The sequence below is a fragment of the Phytohabitans sp. LJ34 genome (assembly GCF_052068095.1).
Lineage (GTDB): Bacteria > Actinomycetota > Actinomycetes > Mycobacteriales > Micromonosporaceae > Phytohabitans.
Genome location: NZ_JBQHDG010000024.1, coordinates 140,918 through 159,380 on the forward strand (window position 1 = coordinate 140,918; position 18,463 = coordinate 159,380).

Annotated in this window: 14 protein-coding genes; 7 read left to right on the forward strand and 7 right to left on the reverse strand. The window is 73.0% G+C overall.

Annotated elements, in window-relative coordinates; translation table 11 throughout:
- Positions 1-44: 44 nt before the first annotated feature.
- The gene (locus tag ACTMTJ_RS35725; protein ID WP_441223109.1) at positions 45-1,217 is read left to right on the forward strand and encodes a glycosyltransferase family 4 protein; all 1,173 of its coding nucleotides are present in this window, start codon (positions 45-47) and stop codon (positions 1,215-1,217) included.
- Here ACTMTJ_RS35725 and ACTMTJ_RS35730 read toward each other — a convergent pair.
- From ACTMTJ_RS35730 to ACTMTJ_RS35745, 4 genes are read right to left on the reverse strand one after another with little or no spacing between them, the layout of a single operon-like run.
- On the reverse strand, positions 1,202-1,360 hold the full coding sequence (locus tag ACTMTJ_RS35730) for a hypothetical protein (protein WP_441223110.1): 159 nt from the start codon (positions 1,358-1,360) through the stop codon (positions 1,202-1,204). The genes ACTMTJ_RS35725 and ACTMTJ_RS35730 overlap by 16 nt on opposite strands.
- A gap of 34 nt (positions 1,361-1,394) precedes the next feature.
- A complete protein-coding gene (locus ACTMTJ_RS35735) occupies positions 1,395-3,074 on the reverse strand; it encodes a hypothetical protein (RefSeq protein ID WP_441223111.1) in 1,680 nt (559 codons plus the stop codon).
- Between the two features lie 3 nt (positions 3,075-3,077).
- Complete coding sequence (locus tag ACTMTJ_RS35740; protein ID WP_441223112.1) at positions 3,078-4,931, reverse strand: hypothetical protein; 1,854 nt, start codon at positions 4,929-4,931, stop codon at positions 3,078-3,080.
- On the reverse strand, positions 4,928-5,692 hold the full coding sequence (locus tag ACTMTJ_RS35745) for an FkbM family methyltransferase (protein ID WP_441223113.1): 765 nt from the start codon (positions 5,690-5,692) through the stop codon (positions 4,928-4,930). Before ACTMTJ_RS35745 ends, ACTMTJ_RS35740 begins: the two co-directional genes overlap by 4 nt.
- Positions 5,693-5,770: 78 nt before the next feature.
- On the opposite strand from ACTMTJ_RS35745, the gene ACTMTJ_RS35750 reads away from it, so the two are divergent.
- The 6 genes from ACTMTJ_RS35750 to ACTMTJ_RS35775 all read left to right on the forward strand — a co-directional run bounded on the left by ACTMTJ_RS35750 (position 5,771) and on the right by ACTMTJ_RS35775 (position 15,535).
- Complete coding sequence (locus ACTMTJ_RS35750) at positions 5,771-6,955, forward strand: polysaccharide biosynthesis protein (RefSeq protein ID WP_441223114.1); 1,185 nt, start codon at positions 5,771-5,773, stop codon at positions 6,953-6,955.
- A 181-nt stretch (positions 6,956-7,136) separates the two neighbouring features.
- Positions 7,137-9,641, forward strand: a complete 2,505-nt coding sequence (locus ACTMTJ_RS35755) for a hypothetical protein (RefSeq protein ID WP_441223115.1) — start codon at positions 7,137-7,139, stop codon at positions 9,639-9,641.
- A 108-nt stretch (positions 9,642-9,749) separates the two neighbouring features.
- A complete protein-coding gene (locus tag ACTMTJ_RS35760; protein ID WP_441223116.1) occupies positions 9,750-10,661 on the forward strand; it encodes a 2-dehydropantoate 2-reductase N-terminal domain-containing protein in 912 nt (303 codons plus the stop codon).
- 10 nt (positions 10,662-10,671) lie between these two features.
- Positions 10,672-11,886 carry a glycosyltransferase gene (locus ACTMTJ_RS35765; protein ID WP_441223117.1) on the forward strand — a complete coding sequence of 405 codons (1,215 nt, stop codon included), beginning with the start codon at positions 10,672-10,674 and terminating at the stop codon, positions 11,884-11,886.
- Positions 11,883-13,664 carry a hypothetical protein gene (locus ACTMTJ_RS35770; protein ID WP_441223118.1) on the forward strand — a complete coding sequence of 594 codons (1,782 nt, stop codon included), beginning with the start codon at positions 11,883-11,885 and terminating at the stop codon, positions 13,662-13,664. The genes ACTMTJ_RS35765 and ACTMTJ_RS35770 overlap by 4 nt, the downstream gene beginning before the upstream one ends.
- Before the next feature lie 17 nt (positions 13,665-13,681).
- The gene (locus ACTMTJ_RS35775; RefSeq protein ID WP_441223119.1) at positions 13,682-15,535 is read left to right on the forward strand and encodes a right-handed parallel beta-helix repeat-containing protein; all 1,854 of its coding nucleotides are present in this window, start codon (positions 13,682-13,684) and stop codon (positions 15,533-15,535) included.
- Positions 15,536-17,053: 1,518 nt separating this feature from the next.
- Here the strand turns inward: ACTMTJ_RS35775 and ACTMTJ_RS35780 are convergent.
- The 3 genes from ACTMTJ_RS35780 to ACTMTJ_RS35790 are packed head-to-tail and all read right to left on the reverse strand — an operon-like array spanning position 17,054 to position 18,454.
- Complete coding sequence (locus ACTMTJ_RS35780) at positions 17,054-17,824, reverse strand: CPBP family intramembrane glutamic endopeptidase (protein ID WP_441223120.1); 771 nt, start codon at positions 17,822-17,824, stop codon at positions 17,054-17,056.
- Positions 17,811-18,053, reverse strand: coding sequence for a hypothetical protein (locus tag ACTMTJ_RS35785; protein WP_441223121.1), 243 nt, complete (start codon positions 18,051-18,053; stop codon positions 17,811-17,813). Before ACTMTJ_RS35785 ends, ACTMTJ_RS35780 begins: the two co-directional genes overlap by 14 nt.
- Positions 18,050-18,454 (reverse strand): hypothetical protein, encoded by a 405-nt coding sequence (locus tag ACTMTJ_RS35790; RefSeq protein WP_441223122.1) that lies wholly within the window; start codon positions 18,452-18,454, stop codon positions 18,050-18,052. The genes ACTMTJ_RS35785 and ACTMTJ_RS35790 overlap by 4 nt, the downstream gene beginning before the upstream one ends.
- Positions 18,455-18,463: the final 9 nt, after the last annotated feature.

Genomic DNA, 18,463 nt, shown 5'->3' on the forward strand with positions numbered 1-18,463 from the left:
ACGCGACCGCATATCGTACTCGTGAGTAGGGGTGACGAGGGACCATGACCGAGGCCCTAAGTCGCCACATACTGTTCCTGAACTGGCGGGACACGCGCCACCCCGAAGGCGGCGGCTCGGAGGTCTACATCGAGCGGATGGCCGCCGAGATGGTCGCGCGCGGCTACCGGGCCACGATCCTGTGCCAGGCCTACGCCGGCGCGGCGGCCGAGGAGGTCAAGCCCGACGGGGTACAGGTCGTGCGGCGCGGCGGCCGGCACACGGTGTACCTGTTCGCCGCGCTCGTCTACCTGGCCGGCGCGCTCGGTTTCGGCCCGCTGTCCGGCCGCCGGTTCGGCCGCCCCGACGTGATCGTCGACGTGTGCAACGGGCTGCCGTTCCTGAGCCGGGTCTACGCGCGGCGGCCGGTGATCGCGCTGGTCCACCACGTGCACCGGGAGCAGTGGCGGGTGATCTTCGGCCCGGTGCCGGCCCGGATCGGCTGGTGGATCGAGTCGCGGCTGGCGGTACGCGTCTACCGCTCCTGCCCGTACGTCACGGTGTCCGAGTCGAGCCGCGCCGAGCTTGTCGGCCTGGGCGTCGACGCCGAGCGGATCACCATCATCCGCAACGGCACGCCCGCCGTCCTCACCTCGCCGGTCCCCCGCACCGACCATCCGAGCCTGCTCGTGCTGGGCCGGCTCGTCCCGCACAAGCGGGTGGAGCTGGCCCTGCGCGCGACCGTGCTGCTGGCGCGTGAGCTGCCCACCATCGAGCTGGTGATCGCCGGTCAGGGCTGGTGGGAGGCGCCGCTGCGCGAGCTGACCGCCGACCTCGGCATCGAGCACCGCGTCCGGTTCGCCGGCTTTGTGACTGAAGCGGACAAGCACGAGCTGCTCGGCCGCTCGTGGGTGGCGCTGACTCCGTCCATCAAGGAGGGTTGGGGTCTGACCATCGTGGAGGCCGCCGCGCACGGCACGCCGTCGGTGGCGTTCCGGTCGGCGGGCGGTGTCTCCGAGGCCATCCTGGACGGTCACACCGGCACGCTGGTGGACGACGAGCTCGACTTCCTCCGGGCGGTGCGCCGCCTGCTGCGCGACGACGAGCGCCGCACGGAGATGGGCAGGGCGGGGCGCGTCTACGCGCGGGGCTTTACGTGGGAGGCGTCCGGCGACGCCTTCGCCGGCCTGGTGAGCGACCGGCTAGCCGGGGTGCCGCAGGGTCAGCGGGTGCCGTAGACGGTCTGCGCGGGGTCCTGCTTGACCTCGTCGGCGACCGTGTCGGCCGACGGGCTCACCGCGCCGACCGTCGCGTAAATGCCGATGAAGCCCAGCGCCGCACCGAGCACGGCCGCGACGACGAACGTGGCCAGCTTGGCCATTGGAATCCTCCTCGGATTTACGAGTGTGCGGACGTTACCACGGAGTACGCACTGTGCGCAGCAGTGAGATGCCGGCGGCGAGCACGACGAGGGCGGCGAGCAGGTGGGCGGCGGCGGCCGGCCACCGGCGGACCGGCTCCGGGCGGGACGCGGCGGCCGACGGGTTCTCCCACAGCGCCAGGTACGGGCCGTCGAACACCGGGCGCAGCCCGGCCAGCGCGCCCGCCGGCACGTCCACGCCGGGCTCCTTGCGGACCAGCACAAAGCGGACGCCGATCCGCGCGACGGGTTCGCCGGCGTCGAGCAGGGCCTGGACCCGCGCGGCCCGCGGGCTCTCCCCGTCGACCGTCACCTCGCCCACCCGCAGCGCGTCGTTGATCAGCACCGGTACGCCGAGGTAGCGCGGCGCCGGGTCGCGGACCACCTGGTCGTGGTTCCACCGGTAGGCCTGGTAGCCGTGGAACGGCAGCGACAGCACCTCACCGTCGACCCGCGCCGCCACCTCCCGCCAGTCGGCGGGGTAGTGCACCGGCCGCAGCTGCCCGGCGGCGCCGTACGCCAGGTCGGGCAGGATCGCCACCGGCGCGAGGGCGGCCGCGACGAGCACCACCCGCCCGGCCGTACCGTCGAGGCGCCGGGCCAGCCGCTCGGCGAGCACCTCGGCGCCGACCGCGAAGGTGACGGCCAGCAGCAGGGCGTACGGGATCAGGAACTTCTGCCCGTCGCGCAGCAGCCCGGCGCCGGGGACGTGCGCCACCAGCCACTCCAGGGCCGGCGCGGTGGGCCCGGTGCCGGCCAGGGCGAGCAGGAACGAGCCGCCGGCCAGCACGGCCAGGCGCACGGTGACGCCCGGCCGACCGCCGTCGCCACGGTTGCACTCGCCGTCGGCGCGGGCGGCGTGCCACCGGCGGCGCAGCGCGACGAAGCCGGCGGCGCAGACGGCGAGGACCGCCGCGGTCGCGAATGGCACCAGCACCGACGCGCGGCTGCCGGGGACGGTCTGCGCGTTCCAGATGCCGCCGGTGCCGGCCAGCGCGCCCCAGGCGCCGCTCCAGTTCTCTCCACGCGCGGCGAACGCGCCGACGCCCTCCGGGTCGGACCGGCCACCGGCGGCGCTGGTCAGCGCGGCGACCACCCACGGCGCGTTGAGCGCGGCGACCGGCAGGGCCGCTTTCCAGGTCAGCACGGCCACCGTCGCCAACGCGATCAGGCCGCCGGTCGGGGTCACCGCGGCCGGCGCGGCCGCGAGCACGAGCCGGGCCAGCGCGCCGGGCCGGCCCGCGCGCACGTCCCGCGCCGCGGCCACGATCCAGGGCAGCGCGGCGTACGCGATCAGGAGCCCCCACTGCCCGAGCAGCAGCCGCTCGGCGAGGTACGGCGTCCAGGCGTACGCGAACGCGCCGACCACTGTGGACAGCGTCCGCTCGGTCGGCACCAGCCGCGCCATGCCGAGGGCGGCGAAGTAGACGATCCCGGCGAGCACGATCCGCTGGAGCAGCCACCCCGGCACGGCGAGGTTGGCCAGCGACACCAGGGCGTCCAGCGGCACCGCCCGGGGCAGCTCGCCGGCCGGCGCGACCATCTCCCAGCTCAGCCGCTGCCGGGGCACGAAGACCATGTCGTACCGCAGGACGTAGCCGGGCGCGGCGAGCGGGGCGAGCACGACCGCGGTGATCAGCGCCGCCGCGGCGTGTGGGACGAGCCGTTGGCGCACCGGCTAGCCGACCGGCTGCGGCACGATCTGGCCGATCTCTATCTCGTCGGTGCAGAGGTTGGCCCGCGGGTCGAGCATGGTCATCTCGACCTGGCCGCCACCGCCCCAGACGAGCATGAACGCGGCGTTGAGCCCGCGGTGCGCGTCGAACGAGCGCACCTCGCCCGTGCCCAGCCGGAACGTCGCCTTGGTGTCCCGGTCGGCGATGTACGCCACCCGCACCGCCTGCCAGTACTCGGTGACGGTACCGGCGAGCGGGATGGTGACCGTCTGCCCGCCGGCGACCTGGTAGCCGCAGCCCCGCGCCGGCCCCGGCTGGGCCTTGACGCCCTTGACCCACGCCGGGCGTACCTTCCCGGAGTCGTCGAAGACCCACAGCTGCCGCCCCTGGGTCACGAAGACCGGGTCGCGGTCGAGCGGCGCGAAGAAGCGCGACTGCATGTTCCACGGATAGGAAAGCGGGTCGACGATCGTCGCGGGCAGCCGCAGGTCCCAGAAGACGGTGCCGGCGGGCGCCTCGGCGAGGCCCGCCCGGGCCGTCTTCACGTAGTCGCGGCCGAGCTTGGACGCCCAGTCGGTGCCGAAGTCGACGCCGCTGTAGAGGCTGCTGGCCACGAGCAGCGCCGTGCCCGCCGCCAGCGCACCGCCGAACCGCCGCGGGAGGGCCGGCACGGGCTCCGGCTCTTTCTCCTCGTCGATCGGGCGCAGGCCGCACAGCGCCACGCCCACGCAGATCGCCGCGACCACGAGGACGTCGCCGATGTAGCGCGGGACGAGGCCGGCCACGCCGCTGTACGCCGAGCCGAGGCGGGTGGCGCCGATGACCGCCGCGGACAGCGAGGAGTAGAGCAGCAGCAGGGTCCACGCGCGCAGCGCGACGCCGCGGCGCAGCCACAGGGTCAGCGCGACGAACGCCAGCACCAGGACCCAGGAGACCCGCTGGGCGGTGGAGGTGGGCGCGGCGACCGCCGGCCCGTCGCCGGTGTCGAGCCACGACCAGGGGCCGCCGAGCATCCCGGCGCTGACCGACTGCCCGAAGAACTGCTGGAGGAACGTCGCCACCTCGCGACCGGACGACGGCTCGCGCAGCGACGACGTGGACAGCGTCAGGTACACGGCCAGGAACGCGACCGAGACGCCGGTGAGCACGAGCCAGGACAGCGGCCAGCGGCGGATGGCCGTGACGACCGCGCGGATCGGGCCGCCGGGCGCGTACAGGCAGACCGTGAGCAGCGCGACGAGCGCGACGACGAGCAGCGACTTCTCGAAGAAGACGAGCCCGAACACCACCCAGCCGGCGAGCGCGGCGAGGTGCCGCGGCCGGCGGGTGCGGAGGTACCGGACCTGGGCGGTCACCGCCATGATCAGTGCCAGCTGCATCGGCAGCAGGTTGACGCCGACCGCCCACCACGCGCTGATCTCCAGGGTGAGCGGGCAGAACAGGAACAGGCACAGCGGCGCGAGCAGCGCCCAGGTCGCCGGCAGCATCAGGCGCAGCAGGCGGTAGAAGGCGATGCTCACGGCGGCCTGGCCGGCGACCATCAGCGTCGCGTACGGCCAGTACTCCAGCTCGGTCACCTGCTGCACGAGCCACATGACCAGGCGGCCGGCCGGCATGAGGTGGTTGTTGTACAGCTCGAAGAGGTGGCCCACGCTGAGGCTGGCCGAGTCGGCCTGTGAGATCAGCACGAAGTCGTCGGCGGCGAGGTAGCCCCGGGTGGTGATGCTGGCCCGCCAGACCACGCTGGCCACGATCAGCACCGCCGCGACGACGTGTATCGGGTCGCGCAGGACCCACGCGGGCATGGCGATGTTGATGTTGACGGTCGCCCGCGGCGGCGCCGTTTCCACGCTCATCGGCGCCCCTCGGGCCGGAAGAGGACCAGGTTGACGTACCGCGGCCAGGGCGCGACCACCCGGCGCGCGAAGCTGTGCCGCACCCGCCCCACCGCCGCCTTCTGGTGCGCCACGAGGTCGAAGTCGTCGAGCGGCAGCCAGCGCCGGCCCGGCATCACGTACGGCCGGTAGCCCCACCCGCCCAGCAGGTCGAGGATCGGCGAGATGGGCTGGATCCGCTCCTCCAGCTCGACCAGCAGCAGCGGCGTGTCCCGCCGGATGGTCCGCTCGGCGCCGCGCAACGCCGGCATCTCGTGGCCCTCGACGTCGAGCTTGACGAAGCCGACGCCGGTGAGCTCCAGGCTGTCCAGGCTCACCCGGGGCACCGTCACCGGCCGGCCCTCGCCGCCCGCTCCCTCGATCGAGGAGGTGCCGACCCCGGCGCCGCCGTCGGGCAGGTAGAGCGTCGCCGTGCCGACGTGGTCGGAGGCGGCCGCCTGGACCACGCGCACGTCCGGGTACGCGGCGGCGACGAGCCGGGCCAGGTCGGCGGCGGGCTCCAGGGCCACCACCCGGTCGGCGAGCCGGCGCAGGCCACGGGTCCACGGCCCGTACCAGGCGCCGACGTCGACGGCGGTGCCGCCGCGGGGCGCGTAGCTCGCGAGCCGGGCCAGCTCGGGCTCTACCCGCGGGTACACGGCTCTGATGGCGGACCCGACCAGGCCGGCCGGCAGGCCCGCCGCGAACCGGGCACTCAGGGTGGATGACAAGCTGCCGGCCATGGTGGGGAACCTTAGCCTCCTCGCTCGCTTTACAGGTACCGGGTGGACCGCCAAGTTTCCCACCAGTAACCTGCGACGATGGCTCAGGCCCAGGCGGTCCGCTCCCCCGCCCCACGTGTCGGCGCGTCCGCCGCCTGGGTGTGGCTGGCCGGCGTCGCGGGAAACGCGATCGCCTACCTGGTCCCGGTGCTCGGCGCCCGCCAGCTCAGCGCCGGCGACCTGGGCGCGCTGGTCACCATCGCGGCGGTCGCGGCGATCGCCGGCGTGCCCGGCCTCGGCCTCCAGATCGCCGGCGCCGTCCACCGCGCCAGGCATCCCGGCGCACCGGCCGGGCGGGTCGGCTGGCTGACCGCGGCCGCCTGCGCCGGCGCCGTCCTCGCGCTCACCCCGGTCGCCGGCGGCCTGCTCGACCTCCCGCTGGCGACGGTCCCGCCGCTGGCGCTCTACACCGGCGCCGTGGTGGTCGCCGGCCGCTGGCTCGGCGAGCTGCAAGGCGACGAACGCTTCCGCCGCCTCGCCCTGGGCATGGCGATCCTGGCGGTCGGCCGGTACGGCGGCCTTGTCGCCGGCCTGCTGCTCGGCGCCGGCCTCACCGGTTCGGTCCTGGCCGGCACGGCCACCGCGCTGCTGATCCCGCCGGCTCTGGCACTGCTCACCCGCGCCACGCCGGCGGCCGGCGGCGGGATCACCGCCCGCCAGGTCGTCACCGCGAGCTCGGCGACGCTGGCCATGCTCGCCGTCTCGTACGCCGACCTGCTGCTCGCCCGCCACCTGCTGCCGGCCGCGTCGTCCGGCGCGTACGCGGTCGGCACCGTCCTCACCAAGGGTGCGATCTGGGCACCCCAGGTGGTGACGGTCATCGCGCTCCCCCGCCTCGCCCGCGGCAGCCGGCGCAGCCTCCTCGTCGCGACCGCGGTCGTGGCCGCGTCCGGCGCCGCGCTGGTCGCCGCGTCGGCGCTGTCCGGCGCGCTCGCCTTCCGCCTCGCCGGCGGCGCCGACTACGTCGACCTGGGACGCTACGCGCCGGTGTTCGCGCTGACCGGCGCGCTCTACGCGCTCGTCTTCGTGGTCGTCAACGCCCAGGTGGCCGCCGGCGCGCGCTGGCCGTCCGCCCCGCTCTGGATCTCCTGCGCCGGCCTCGTGGTGGCGACGGAGTGGCTGGTGCCGCACACGTTCACCGCGATCATGTGGTCCGCCGCCGCCACGGCCGCCGCGGCGCTCGCCCTCTCCGCCCTCGCCCACCGCTACCAGCGCCTTTTATAAGCAGATTTGCCCACGTCCGCATCACCTGCGGACCGCACGCTCCCGCGGGCCGGCGGGCCCGCGGTTCAAGCCCAAAGCCCCCTTGTCGTGTCGGCGTGGCATCGCCGCTGGCGTCGCGCTGCGCGGTTAGCTTGGGCAAACCAGGCATCTGAGATAAGGGCGACATTATGGGACTCGAGCCTTGGGACTGCTGAAGCGACGCCGGACCAGTCTGGCGCTGTTCGGGATCGGAGCGGCGCTCCTGGTCGGCGCGGTCGTCGCGGCCAACTACACGCCTCGCGTCGCGATGCTGTCGTCAGGCGACGGCGGGGTCGGCGGCACGCCGTCGCCGCCCGGCGCGGCGGACTCGTCGTTGCTCACCTGCGGCGACTCGGACTCCGAGCTCACGTCCTATCCGGACCGTGGCATCGCGCTGCCGGAGATACCGCTGCCCGCCGACGAGCGGCATCCGCGGCTGGACTTCGTCGAGTCCGACCTGCCGGCGATCCGGGACCGGGTCACCGGCAAGGCGGCCGACCCGCACCGGCTCTATGCGCGCAACTGGCAGAAGATCCTCGCCGACGTGACGAACGGCGAGTTCGAGGGTGACCATCCCGACGACATCGGCTCGCGGCGGGCCAAGGCGTACGCCTTCGCGTTCGCGGTCACCGGCAACCCCGGCTACCGCGACCAGGCGCTGTCCGCGCTGGCATCCGCCTTCCGGGACTTCGACGCCGACGACGCCTACATCGCCGCGCAGCTGACCAACTACACGCAGGCGTACGACTACCTGGCCGGCGGCGCCGGCGACGCCGACCTGAGCGAGGCACGCGCGTCGATCAAGCGCGGGGCGGCGTGGCTGGCCGACTGGCTCAACGGCGAGCAGCCGCACGGCAGCAACCCCCGCCCGCACAACCACCGCTCCAAGGCGGCCCTCGCGCTCGGGCTATGGGCCCTGGGCTTCTCCGCCGACCCGGCCGCCCGCGACTGGCTCCGGCTCGCCGTGGACCAGGTCAACACGGTGTACCGGTACATGTTCACCCGGGACGGCGTCTACCTCGACGGCTACGCGTACTACTGGACGTACCAGATCTTCCAGGTCGTGCCGTTCCTTTACGCGGCGCGCAACGCGGCCGGCGTCGACGCGTTCGGCGTGATGCGGCCGGTCTTCGAGTGGATGGTCCGCGACAGCGGCCCGCAGGGCTGGCTGATGAACGTCGAGGACTCCTGGGTCAAGACCGCCTGGACCGCCGTCGTGGCCGGAGCCTACCGCGCCACGGAGACCAAGCTGAGCGGCACCGCCAAGCTCGGCAACGTGCTCCAGTGGCGCTTCTTCGCGCAGGACTGGGCGGCCACCCGCTACCCGGACAACTGGACCGGCGCCTCCAACCAGGTCTACCTGTGGCCCGACGAGATCGTCCACATCGACCAGGACATCGCCGAGGTGGCGCCGGACGCGGACGGGTTCGACTTCTACGACCGCGGCGGCAACACGACGGTCATGCGCAGCGACTGGCGGTACGGCGACCGGGCCACCCGCTGGGTGATGTTCTACGGGGCGCCGCAGTCGAACAACCACGACCACTGCGACGTCATGCAGGTGCTGCTCAACGCCGAGAACACGGTGCTGCTCAACGACAGCGGGTACGGGCCGAAGCGGTTCTCGGAGCGCTCGGCGTGGACGCCGCCGGACCGCCACAACGTGGTGACGATGGACGGCGCCGGCGTGCGGGACGTCTTCGCCAACACGGTCAACCTCGCCGGTGCCGCCGCCGACTACAGCGAGAAGCTCGCCTACTACGACCAGACGGTGGCCGGCGAGCCGGGTACGAAGTCGTGGCGGCGCGGCGTGCTCTTCCCGGCCCACGACTACGTGGTCGTCGCCGACAGCCTGCGCTCGCCGCAGCAGCAGGAGTGGACGAGCTATCTGCGGGCCCGCGGCGCGTTCGCGCAGCAGGGCCCGGTCGCGGTCTGGACCACCCCGGACAACGTCTTCGGCGACAGCGCCAAGCTGTACGCCCTGACCCTCCCGGCCGGCGGCCAGGAGTCGGTCGGCAGCGGCTGGAGCAACCTCTTCGGCGCCAAGAAGGAGGCGCCGGACACCGAGGCGACCACGTACCTGCGGGTCCAGCAGCGGGCGGCGGACGCGCAGTTCCTGAGCCTCGCGGTGCCGCGTGCCGCGTCGGCCGCGCCGCCGGTCTTCGCCGACCTGAGCCAGCCGGGCGCCCTGGCCGCGACCGTCGCGTACGACGGGCACACCGACACCGTCCTCAAGCAGGTGGAGGGCACCGAGCGGACGGCCGGCGGCCTCACCACCGACGGCCACCTCGGGTGGGCCCGGCAGGCGGGCGACGCGCTGACGGCGTGGCACCTCGTCGAGGGCACCCGGCTCGGCTACGGCGGTCGGGTCTACGCGACCGTGAGCGAGCGGCTCTCGCTCACCGCCGACCTCACCGCCGAGCATCCGGTGGTGGACGTCGCGGCGCGGTCCGGTCAGGAGTACGTGCTCAGCGTCGCCGGCCAGCACGCCGCGGCCACCTTCGAGGGTGTCGCGGTGGCCGGCGAGAGCGACGGCGAGATGACGAGCTTCCGGCTCACCGGGCCGGGCCGGCTCGTGCTCGGCGCCACCGGGCCGGCGTCACCGAGCCCGTCCACGGCACCGACCGCGTCGCCGGATCCCGCGGCAAGCCCCACGCCGGCCGCGTGACCTAAATCAAATCCGAAAGAACAGGCGTGGCAATCGCCGTACACCGCAAATGCTCCATAGGGTTTATAGGGGTAATTCGACCTATTTATTCCACGGGGGGCGATTGTCATGGAACGGGTCTTCGTTGTTGGCGCGGGCGTCGTCGGTAAGGCGACCGGCCATGGTTTCGCGGAGCGCGGGCACAAGGTCACGCTGATCGACGTCCTGCCCGAACGGGTGGAGGCGCTGCGCGCCGAGGGCCTCGACGCCCGCATCGGGCTCGACCTGCGCGACGAACCGGAGTCGTTCGTCTTCCTGACGCTGCCGACGCCGCACCACGGCCGGCGGTACGACCTGTCCGTATTCGAGCGCGGCGTCCGCGACGTGGGGGCGGCGCTGGCACAGGCCGACGCGGTACACACCGTCGTGGTGCGCTCCACCGTGCCGCCGCGCACCACCGAGGACCTCGTCCGGCCGCTGCTCGAGCAGGCGTCCGGCAAGGTCGAGGGCACCGGCTTCTGCCTGGCCAGCAACCCGGAGTTCCTGCGCGCCGCCTCGGCGGTGGAGGACTTCCGCTGGCCGTGGATGACGGTCATCGGCGCGCGGAGCAAGCGGGTGCGTGAGCGGCTGTCGGCACTGCTCGCCCCGTTCGGCGGGGAACTGCGGGTGTTCGACCAGCCCACCACCGCCGAAATGATCAAATGCGCGCACAACATCTTCAATGCCGCGAAGATCAGTTTCTGGAACGAGATGTGGCGGGTCTGCCAGGCGATCGGCGTCGACCACGACGAGGTGGCCACGACCGTCGCCCGTTCGGCGGAAGCCTCGTACAACCCGGAGTACGGCATCCGCGGCGGCGCCCCGTACGGCGGCGTGTGCCTGCCCAAGGACACCAACGGGTTCCTCGGCTTCGCGGCCCAGCACGAGATCGACATGCCCCTGCTGAGCGCGGTCGTCGACGTGAACGAGCAGATGGCCGACCTTGTCGAGCGCGAGCTGGCCACACTCCAGGCCGAGTCCGACTCCAGCGTGGCGCGCTGAGGCGGCCCGGATGCGCTCTGACGTACGGTTTCTCAGCGACTGGCTGTACTACCTGCCGATCGCGACCATCGGCCTGGTGCGCTGGGTCGGCTGGCTGGTCCGCCGCGTGCCGGCCGCCTTCTACCGGCCGGTGACCAACGACCACAGCGAGCCACTGACCGTGGTCGTGCCGGTCTACCAGGAGGACCCGCGGATCCTCGCGTACGCGATCGAGTCCTGGCTGCGCAACGACGTCGCCGAGGTGATCCTCGTGATCGACGAGAGCGACCACACGTGCCGCGAGGTCGCCGACCGCTACCCCGTGCGGGTCGTGGTCACCGACGTGCCCGGCAAGCGGGACGCCCTCCGGCGCGGCTGGGAGGCGGCCTCGACGCCACTCGTCGCGCTCGTCGACTCGGACACGATCTGGGCCGACGACGTCGCGGCGCGGGTGCGGATGCCGTTCGCCGACGCGGGCGTGGGCGGTGTGAGCACCCGGCAGAACGTCTACAACCCGGTCGGCTTCCTCCAGCGGGTCAACGACATGTACCTCGACTACCGCTACTTCGACGAGAACGCCGCGCAGACCGTCATGGGCCAGGCGATCTCCTGCCTGTCCGGCCGGACCGCCGTCTACCGCCGCGACCTGCTGCTGGAGGTCTCCGGCGACTTCATGGCGGAGCAGTTTCTCGGCGTGCCGTGCATGTCCGGCGACGACAAGTGCCTGACCTCGCAGATCCTCAAGCGCGGCCACCGCACCGTCCTCCAGCGCACCGCACGGGTCTGGTCCACGTTTCCCGGCAACCCGCGGACCTTCTTCCGGCAGCGGCTGCGCTGGTCGCGCAACACCTGGCGGTCGGACATCCGGGCGCTGTTCATCGACCGGTGGGCGTGGCGCTACCCGTTCCTGGCGTACACGATGCTGGACAAGGCGATCGGCTGCTTCACGCTGCTCGCCTCGCCGGTGTTCATGGCGCTCGCGGTGATCCGCCACGACTGGTTCTTCGTCGGGCTCCTCGCGGGCTGGTGGTGGTTCAGCCGGGCGGTCAAGATGCTGCCGCACCTGCGCCGCCGGCCCTCGTCGTTCTTCCTGATCCCGCCGTTCGTGCTGCTGTCGTTCGGCATGGCGGTCATCCGGATCATCGCGCTGGCCACGATCCGCAGGCAGCGGTGGCTGACCCGCCAGGTGGCCGTCGTGGACGGTGCGGTGGTCCGCACCGGCGAGCCCGCCCTGGAGGGCGCGTGAGACCCGCGCTGCTCGTGGCGGCCGCGGTGGGGGCCGCCGCGGCGCTGCTCCCACCCGCGCCGGCCACGGCCGCCGCCGACCGCGGCCGGGTCATCGTCCTGCGCCCGGGCCACGCCCAGCTCGTACAGGACGGCGTCGTACACCGGACCGTGCCGCTGCCCCGCCGGGCGGTCACCATCGCCACGCTGGTGCGGACGGTCCGGGATCCGGCCTGGGCCAGTCTGTCCCGGCAGGGAGAGGTCGTCCTGCGCGCCGGCATCTCCCAGCGCCCCGGCACCGAGCTCTACGTGCGGGCCCCGGTGCGCACGCTGCGCCTCGTCGACTCGGCGGCGTTCCTGGCCGGCACGCACGCCCGGGTGTACTTCCGCGGCGTCACCGTCACGTCGGCGCCCGCACCCGGCGGCCGCCCGGCGCCGGAGTCGCCGCACCGGCCCTACCTGCGCTACCTCAACCGGTCCACCGTCTCGATCGTGTCGAGCACCTTCGAGGGGCTTGGCTCGGCGTCCACCCGCAACCACGGCGTGACGGTCGGCGCGGGCGGTGTGCTGCACGCGGTCGACAGCACGTTTCGCGCCAGCAGCCGGGGCATCGACGTCTACCGCGCCGCCCGGGTCAACCTCACCCGGGTACGGGCGACCGGCAACACCGAGGCGGGCGTGCTGGTCAACCAGGCCGGCCGGGTGGCCTTCACCGACGTGACGGCCGGCGACAACCCCGGCACCGGGCTGGTGCTGCGTGGGCCGTTGCGCGCCCCGGCGCTGGTCCGGGTCGCCAGCGAGGCCAACGGCACCGGCGTCGAGCTCTCCCGGCTCGGCGGCGTGTCCGTCGGCCCGCTGCGCACCGCGCACAACCGGCGGTCCGGGGTGGTCCTGGACCGCTGCCCGCGGTGCGTGCTCGCCGGCGTCGACGCCACCGGCGACCGCACCGGGATCCTGGTGAAGCGGCAGTCGGCGGGCAGCACCGTCGACGGCGGCACCGTGCGGGCCGCCCAGCGGGTCGGCGTGATGGTCGCCGCCGGTGGCGTGCGGATCCGCCGGCTGACCGTCGAGTCGGCGGCCGGCGCGGTGGGGCTGCGCGTGCCACCGGGCGTGCCGGACGCCCGGGTCGAGTCCGGCGCGTTTCACGGCGGCGCGATCGCCGTGTCCACCGACGGCGAACGCACGAGCGTCGTCGACACCGCCGTGACCGGCGCCCTGACCGGCGTGCGGATCGGCGGCGACGCCACCACCGCCGTTGTCCACGGTCTGCGGGTGGCCAACTCCCGCACCGGAGTGCAGGCCAACACCGGTTCGCACGCCGTGACCATCGAACACCTGCGGATCGCCCAGAGTGGTGGGCAGGGCATCCGCTCCGCCGCCGACGGCATGTCCATCGTGGACAGTACGGTCGACGGCGCGGCGCTCGGCATGCACCTCAAGGGCGTCGCCACCGTGCGGCTCAGCAGCGTGTCCGCCAAGGACGAGGCGCTCTACGCCGGGCCGGGCGCGAGCGTGACGTTCACCGGCGGCCGGCTGGGCGGGGAGAGCGTGGGTGTACGGGCCCACGACCTGTCCGCCGTGGTGCTCGAGGACACCAGCGTCGAAGCGCCCACCGGTGCCCGCGGCCCCGTACGGCTGCGCGGCACCACCGAGCTGCCCGCGATGCCGGTGCGCTGGATCGCCCTGCTCGGCCTGCTCGTCGTCGCGGCCGCCATCACCCTCGAGGTGCTGCGCCGGCTCCGCGAACGCCGCGAGGAACGCACCGTCTCCGCACCCGACCACGTGACCAACACCGCCTAACCGAGGAACCGCTTGTTGTGATTCGCCGTAGCGCTTGTACCGTCACCGTCCTGACCACCGCCGCCGTCGCACTCACTCCGATCGGCCTGCCCACGCCGGCATCCGCGGCCGCCTGCACCGCACCGGTGCGGTACGCCGCGTCCACCAACACGATCTACCTCGTGGCCCGGCAGGCCTTCACCCTCGCCTCCATCAAGCAGGCCTGCCCGACCGCACCGCTCGTCCAGGTGGACGCGGCGCGGCGGGTGTGGCAGCTCGACGCCGACCTCGTACTGCAAAACGGGAGCACGCTGCGCCTGCACGGCGGCGAGGTGAAAACGCTCCGCCTGCGCAGCCGGCCCAGCGGCGCCGCGACCGAGGTCAGCCAGATCATGGCCAACCACGGCACCGTCGACATGCGCTCCACGAGCGTGACCTCGTGGGACGACCTCGCCGGCGGCCCCGACACCAACCCGGCCGTCCCGGCCGGCGGCGCCCGCGGCCGCGCGTTCATCCGGGTACTGTCCACACTGGCCGCCGACGGCCGCACCCCGCTGGAGTCCCGACTGGACATCGTGGACAGTGAGGTGTCGCACCTCGGCTACTACGGCGCCGAGAGCTATGGCGTCACCTACAAGTCGCGGCCCTGCGCGCGCACCGCGCCGGCGCTCTGCGCCCGGGTGAAGGTGACCGGGTCGCAGATCGGCAGCCGCTTCCACCACAACTACATGGGCACGTACACGTGGGGCGCGCGGGACATGGCGTTTCGCGGCAACCGGTACGAGCACAACGTGTCGTACGGCCTGGACCCGCACGACGCCTCGTCCAACCTCGTCATCGAGAAGAACACCTTCGCCCACAACGGCAACCACGGCGTGATCTGCTCGCAGCGCTGCGACCGGCTGCGGATCGTCGACAACGCCAGCCACGACAACGGCCGCCGGCCCTGGGCCGGACCCACCGGCGACTCCGACGTGGCCGGCCAGGTACACGGCATCATGATCCACCGCGGCGTCACCAACACGGTGATCTCCGGCAACCGGGTGTGGAACCACCCGCACGGCGCCGGCATCGCCATCTTCGACAGCGCCGGCAACACGGTCACCAACAACCAGCTCGACGACAACATGGTCGGCGTCCGGCTCTCGGTCGGCTCCGCCCGCAACACGATCAGCCGCAACGTGATCCGGACCAGCACGAAGTACGGCATCTTCCTCTTCAAGGGCACGGACCTGCCGACCTACAGCACGAGCAGCGGCCGCCCGACCGGCAACGTCTTCGACACCAACACCATCGAGGGCGCCGGCGCCAACCTGGTCAAGTTCACCGACGCGGACGGCAACCGGATCGCCGGCAGCACCGCCAGCGGCGCCCCACTGGTCTTCGTGAACTCCGCCGGCACCGTCCTCCAGGGCGTGCGGATGCCCGCCCGCCAGCAGATCGAGCTGGTCGGCTCGTCGCTGACGGTCGCCGAGCCCAAAGCCTCGCTCCGGCTGACCCTCGACGCGGCGAGCACCGCCAACCTGACAAGCGCCAGCGGCCGCGTCTTCACCGGCGGCCCCGCCACCACGGCCACCCCGTCCGGCACCCGCCTACACCTGACGACAGCCGCGTCGATAACCCCGCACCCGTTCACCGTCAAGCCGTCGTCCGGCACCGCCGCGGTCACCCCCACCGGCCCGACCACCGTCCGCATCACCGCCCAGACCGCCGGCACGTCGATCGCGTTCACCGTGTCCGGCCTACACGCCCGCGTCCGCTACACGGTCCGCCGCGACGGCACGACCCTGACGACGGTGACGGCGGACGAGGCCGGCGTCGTACGCTTCACCGCCACCGCTCCCACCACCGCCGCCCACGAATACACGGTCGGCCTACCCGCACCAGCCTGAGGCACCTTCGGTCCGCGACACCTGCGGATTTCCTGGGTACCTTCCCGCGGCCGGGAGTGGAGGCCGGCGGCTCACAAAGCGAGCCAAACCCCCGACCTCCACTCCGGGCCGCGTTCGGTCCATCCCCGCTCGCTCTCAGCGGCTCGGCGACGCGGCTCACGGCCACGGCGAATCGGCGGACTTCGCATTCGTCTCGCGGTCGGCGCTCCGCGCGACAGGAATGTTTCCACAATCCCGCGATCGGGCCGCTTGGGCGAAATCTCCGGATGACGGAACGCGGATCTCGACGCACCGGCAATCGCAATGCCGGACCGCGGCCCCGCTCGGTGGGCAAAGGCTTTTCGCTGTGGTGAGCGAAGCGGCGACCTGGCCGGCGCGGGTCCGTCCGGGGTAGATACCGGCCTTCGAGGCGGCGCGGCACGGTCGCGAGCATCGACCAGCCCGGCCTGGGCGGCCTGGGCGGGCAGACCTTGGCGTGCGGATGCCGGAACGCCGCCGTCCGTCCCGCCCCGGCGCGTGGACTCTCGGCTGGTCGAGGCGTCAGTGCCCGACACCGGGCGTTGCCGCTGCTCGACCACGCCAGACACGGGCGCCGAGGGCACGAGTCGCGCCGTCTCTCGTGGGCGGCTCTCACGCGGGCTCACCGCTCGAGTCGCACAAGAGCTGTCGCGCAGGCGGCGCCGGCGCTCGCCGTGACGCTGGGCCAGCCCCCAGGCACGATGACGCTCATGCGCGCCACGAAACTCCTCAGCCGCGGGAGAATAGTTACGCGACGCGGTCCGGTCACGCATTTTGGCAAGCGCCGCCGAGGTGAACAGCTGAAGCTGCCGCATCCACCAATTATCCCGCACCCGTAGCGAAATTTCTGCCCCGGACAGCGATCGATCATGCGCAATTTGCCTGGCCAGACCGTGCGGTTTCCGACATGCCAAGAGTTCGAATACGCGCGCTCAGTGTGGCTTCACTAAGGATCAGTCCGGGCGAAGACAAATCGTAAGCACGCGTAACCACAATGCCCGTTTCGGCCACTGCGGGAGGCCGCAGCTAAGGCGTCGTCGCCGCGAGTAACCGCGACGGCAGCATGAACAGCGCAACATTCCAGACCTAGGAGAGTTAGGGCGCCATTTCAACCCTAAGTCTCCTAGATCTCAAAGCCCCTCGCCGACCTGTTTACGCTCCGTTATCGGCATCCCGTCGAAGGGGCGACTTACCCGACGCCGTCTTCCATTCCTGGATCGGTGCCCACGTTCGACGTCCACGTTGGCCAAGAAACACAGCTCCCGCGGCGAGTCGGGCGCACCGCGACGAGCTGAGCGCACCGCGACGACCAGAGCGCGCGACGCGCGCCAGTCAAAGGCCCGCGTGCGCCGCGGTCGACCCCCGGGCGTGCGACGGCTACTACGTCACCTCTCGCCGGAGGCGGCGAGGTGGCGGTGACCAGCGGCGGACGGGTGAGGCCGCGGGAGCGACGGCATGGGCCACGGCGCACATCGCGGTAGCCCTCTCGAAATAGGTCTTCTAGGCAGCGAGCAGCCACCCCGTCAGGAGCACGAGCAGCACGCGTGCGCCTACCACGCCGGCGGCGGAGCCGGTGTGTTGGCGGAGCCAGCCGAGCAGCAGGCCCACCGCGAACGCGCAGGCGACCGACGGCGGTGAGCCGTAGCCCAGGAACGTGGCGGCGTAGACCGCGGCCGCGATCGGCACCGCGCGCTTTCCCACGACGCCGGCCAGTGCTGGGACCAGCAGGCCGCGGTACAGCAGTTCCTCGGGCACCACGGTCAGCGCCAGCACGGCGACCGCGGCGAGGCCGCCGGCCGGCAGTGGTGGCGCGAGCCAGGCCGCGAAGGGTGCTAGCGGGAGCGCCACGAGTGCCACGGCCGCCTGCTGGCGCCAGCCGCCCGGGCCGCGGCGTAGGAGGCGCCAGCACCTCGGGCGCACGCCGGCGACCACGCCTACGGCGACGAGGGCGGGCACCGCGAGTGCCGCGCTCCGACCGACCGGGCTGAGGTCGGCGGCCGGGATGGCCATCATGGACAGTCGCACTGCCGGAAGCGCGGCGAGCACCGGCAGCAGCATCGCGCCGGGGCGGTCGAGCGGCAGCAGCGGGCCGAGGCACGCGGCGAGCGCCAGCGCTCCGAACGCGGCCGCGCCGGATGGCACGTCCACGGTCAGCAGCAGCTCGGCGACGACGAGGCCGCCCAGGTAGCCGCCGAGAAGTGGCACGGGAAGTGCCGGCGCCGGCGCCGCGCCGTCCGGCGGGTGAGCCGGTGCCAGGCTAGGAGAGGTCACGGAAGCGCTCCAGGACGATCGCGGCGAAGACCACCAGCAGCGGCGCGGCCACCACGGTCAGCAGGTGCAGCACGTCGCGCCGCGGAAACGGGTCGGCGGACTGGATCAGCACGCGGGCGACGAGCACGGCGAGCAGGACGCCCAGCACCACGAGGCCGACCGAGACGGACGACGCCGCGTCGCCGCGGCCTAGGAACTCGGTCAGCGTGGGCGGCAGCGCGGGGCTCACGGCGCACCTCTCCGCAGCGCGGGTGCGAGGCAGGCGGTCGCGATCGCCACAAGGATCGCGAGGGCGGCCATCGGTGACCAGACGCCCGTGTACACCATGATCTGGGTGACCAGCATGCCCAGCGCGAGGCTGAGGCCGACGCCGAGCATGGTCTCCATCAGCCGGTCGGCCACGCCGATCAGCCGCACCACGGCGATCCCCGGGACGGCGAGGACGTAGAGGATCACCGGCACCGCGCGGGCCGGCGCGTCGAGCGCGGCGAGCAGCAGGACGGTCGGCCCGGAAAGCAGCAGGAGCAGCGGCGCGCCGCTGCGGCGCCACCACGGCGGCCGGCCGCCGGTGACCGGGCCGGGTCGGGCCGGGAGCGGGTCCGGTCGCAGGATACGGGCGGGAACGCTCATCGGTGCCTC

What these genes read in the sequence shown, in the direction of transcription:
- ACTMTJ_RS35725 (WP_441223109.1), top strand. Translation starts at nt 45, where the DNA reads ATGACCGAGGCCCTAAGTCGCCACATACTGTTCCTGAACTGGCGGGAC.
- ACTMTJ_RS35730 (WP_441223110.1), bottom strand. Translation starts at nt 1,360, where the DNA reads ATGGCCAAGCTGGCCACGTTCGTCGTCGCGGCCGTGCTCGGTGCGGCG.
- ACTMTJ_RS35740 (WP_441223112.1), bottom strand. Translation starts at nt 4,931, where the DNA reads ATGAGCGTGGAAACGGCGCCGCCGCGGGCGACCGTCAACATCAACATC.
- ACTMTJ_RS35745 (WP_441223113.1), bottom strand. Translation starts at nt 5,692, where the DNA reads ATGGCCGGCAGCTTGTCATCCACCCTGAGTGCCCGGTTCGCGGCGGGC.
- ACTMTJ_RS35750 (WP_441223114.1), top strand. Translation starts at nt 5,771, where the DNA reads ATGGCTCAGGCCCAGGCGGTCCGCTCCCCCGCCCCACGTGTCGGCGCG.
- ACTMTJ_RS35760 (WP_441223116.1), top strand. Translation starts at nt 9,750, where the DNA reads ATGGAACGGGTCTTCGTTGTTGGCGCGGGCGTCGTCGGTAAGGCGACC.
- ACTMTJ_RS35765 (WP_441223117.1), top strand. Translation starts at nt 10,672, where the DNA reads ATGCGCTCTGACGTACGGTTTCTCAGCGACTGGCTGTACTACCTGCCG.
- ACTMTJ_RS35790 (WP_441223122.1), bottom strand. Translation starts at nt 18,454, where the DNA reads ATGAGCGTTCCCGCCCGTATCCTGCGACCGGACCCGCTCCCGGCCCGA.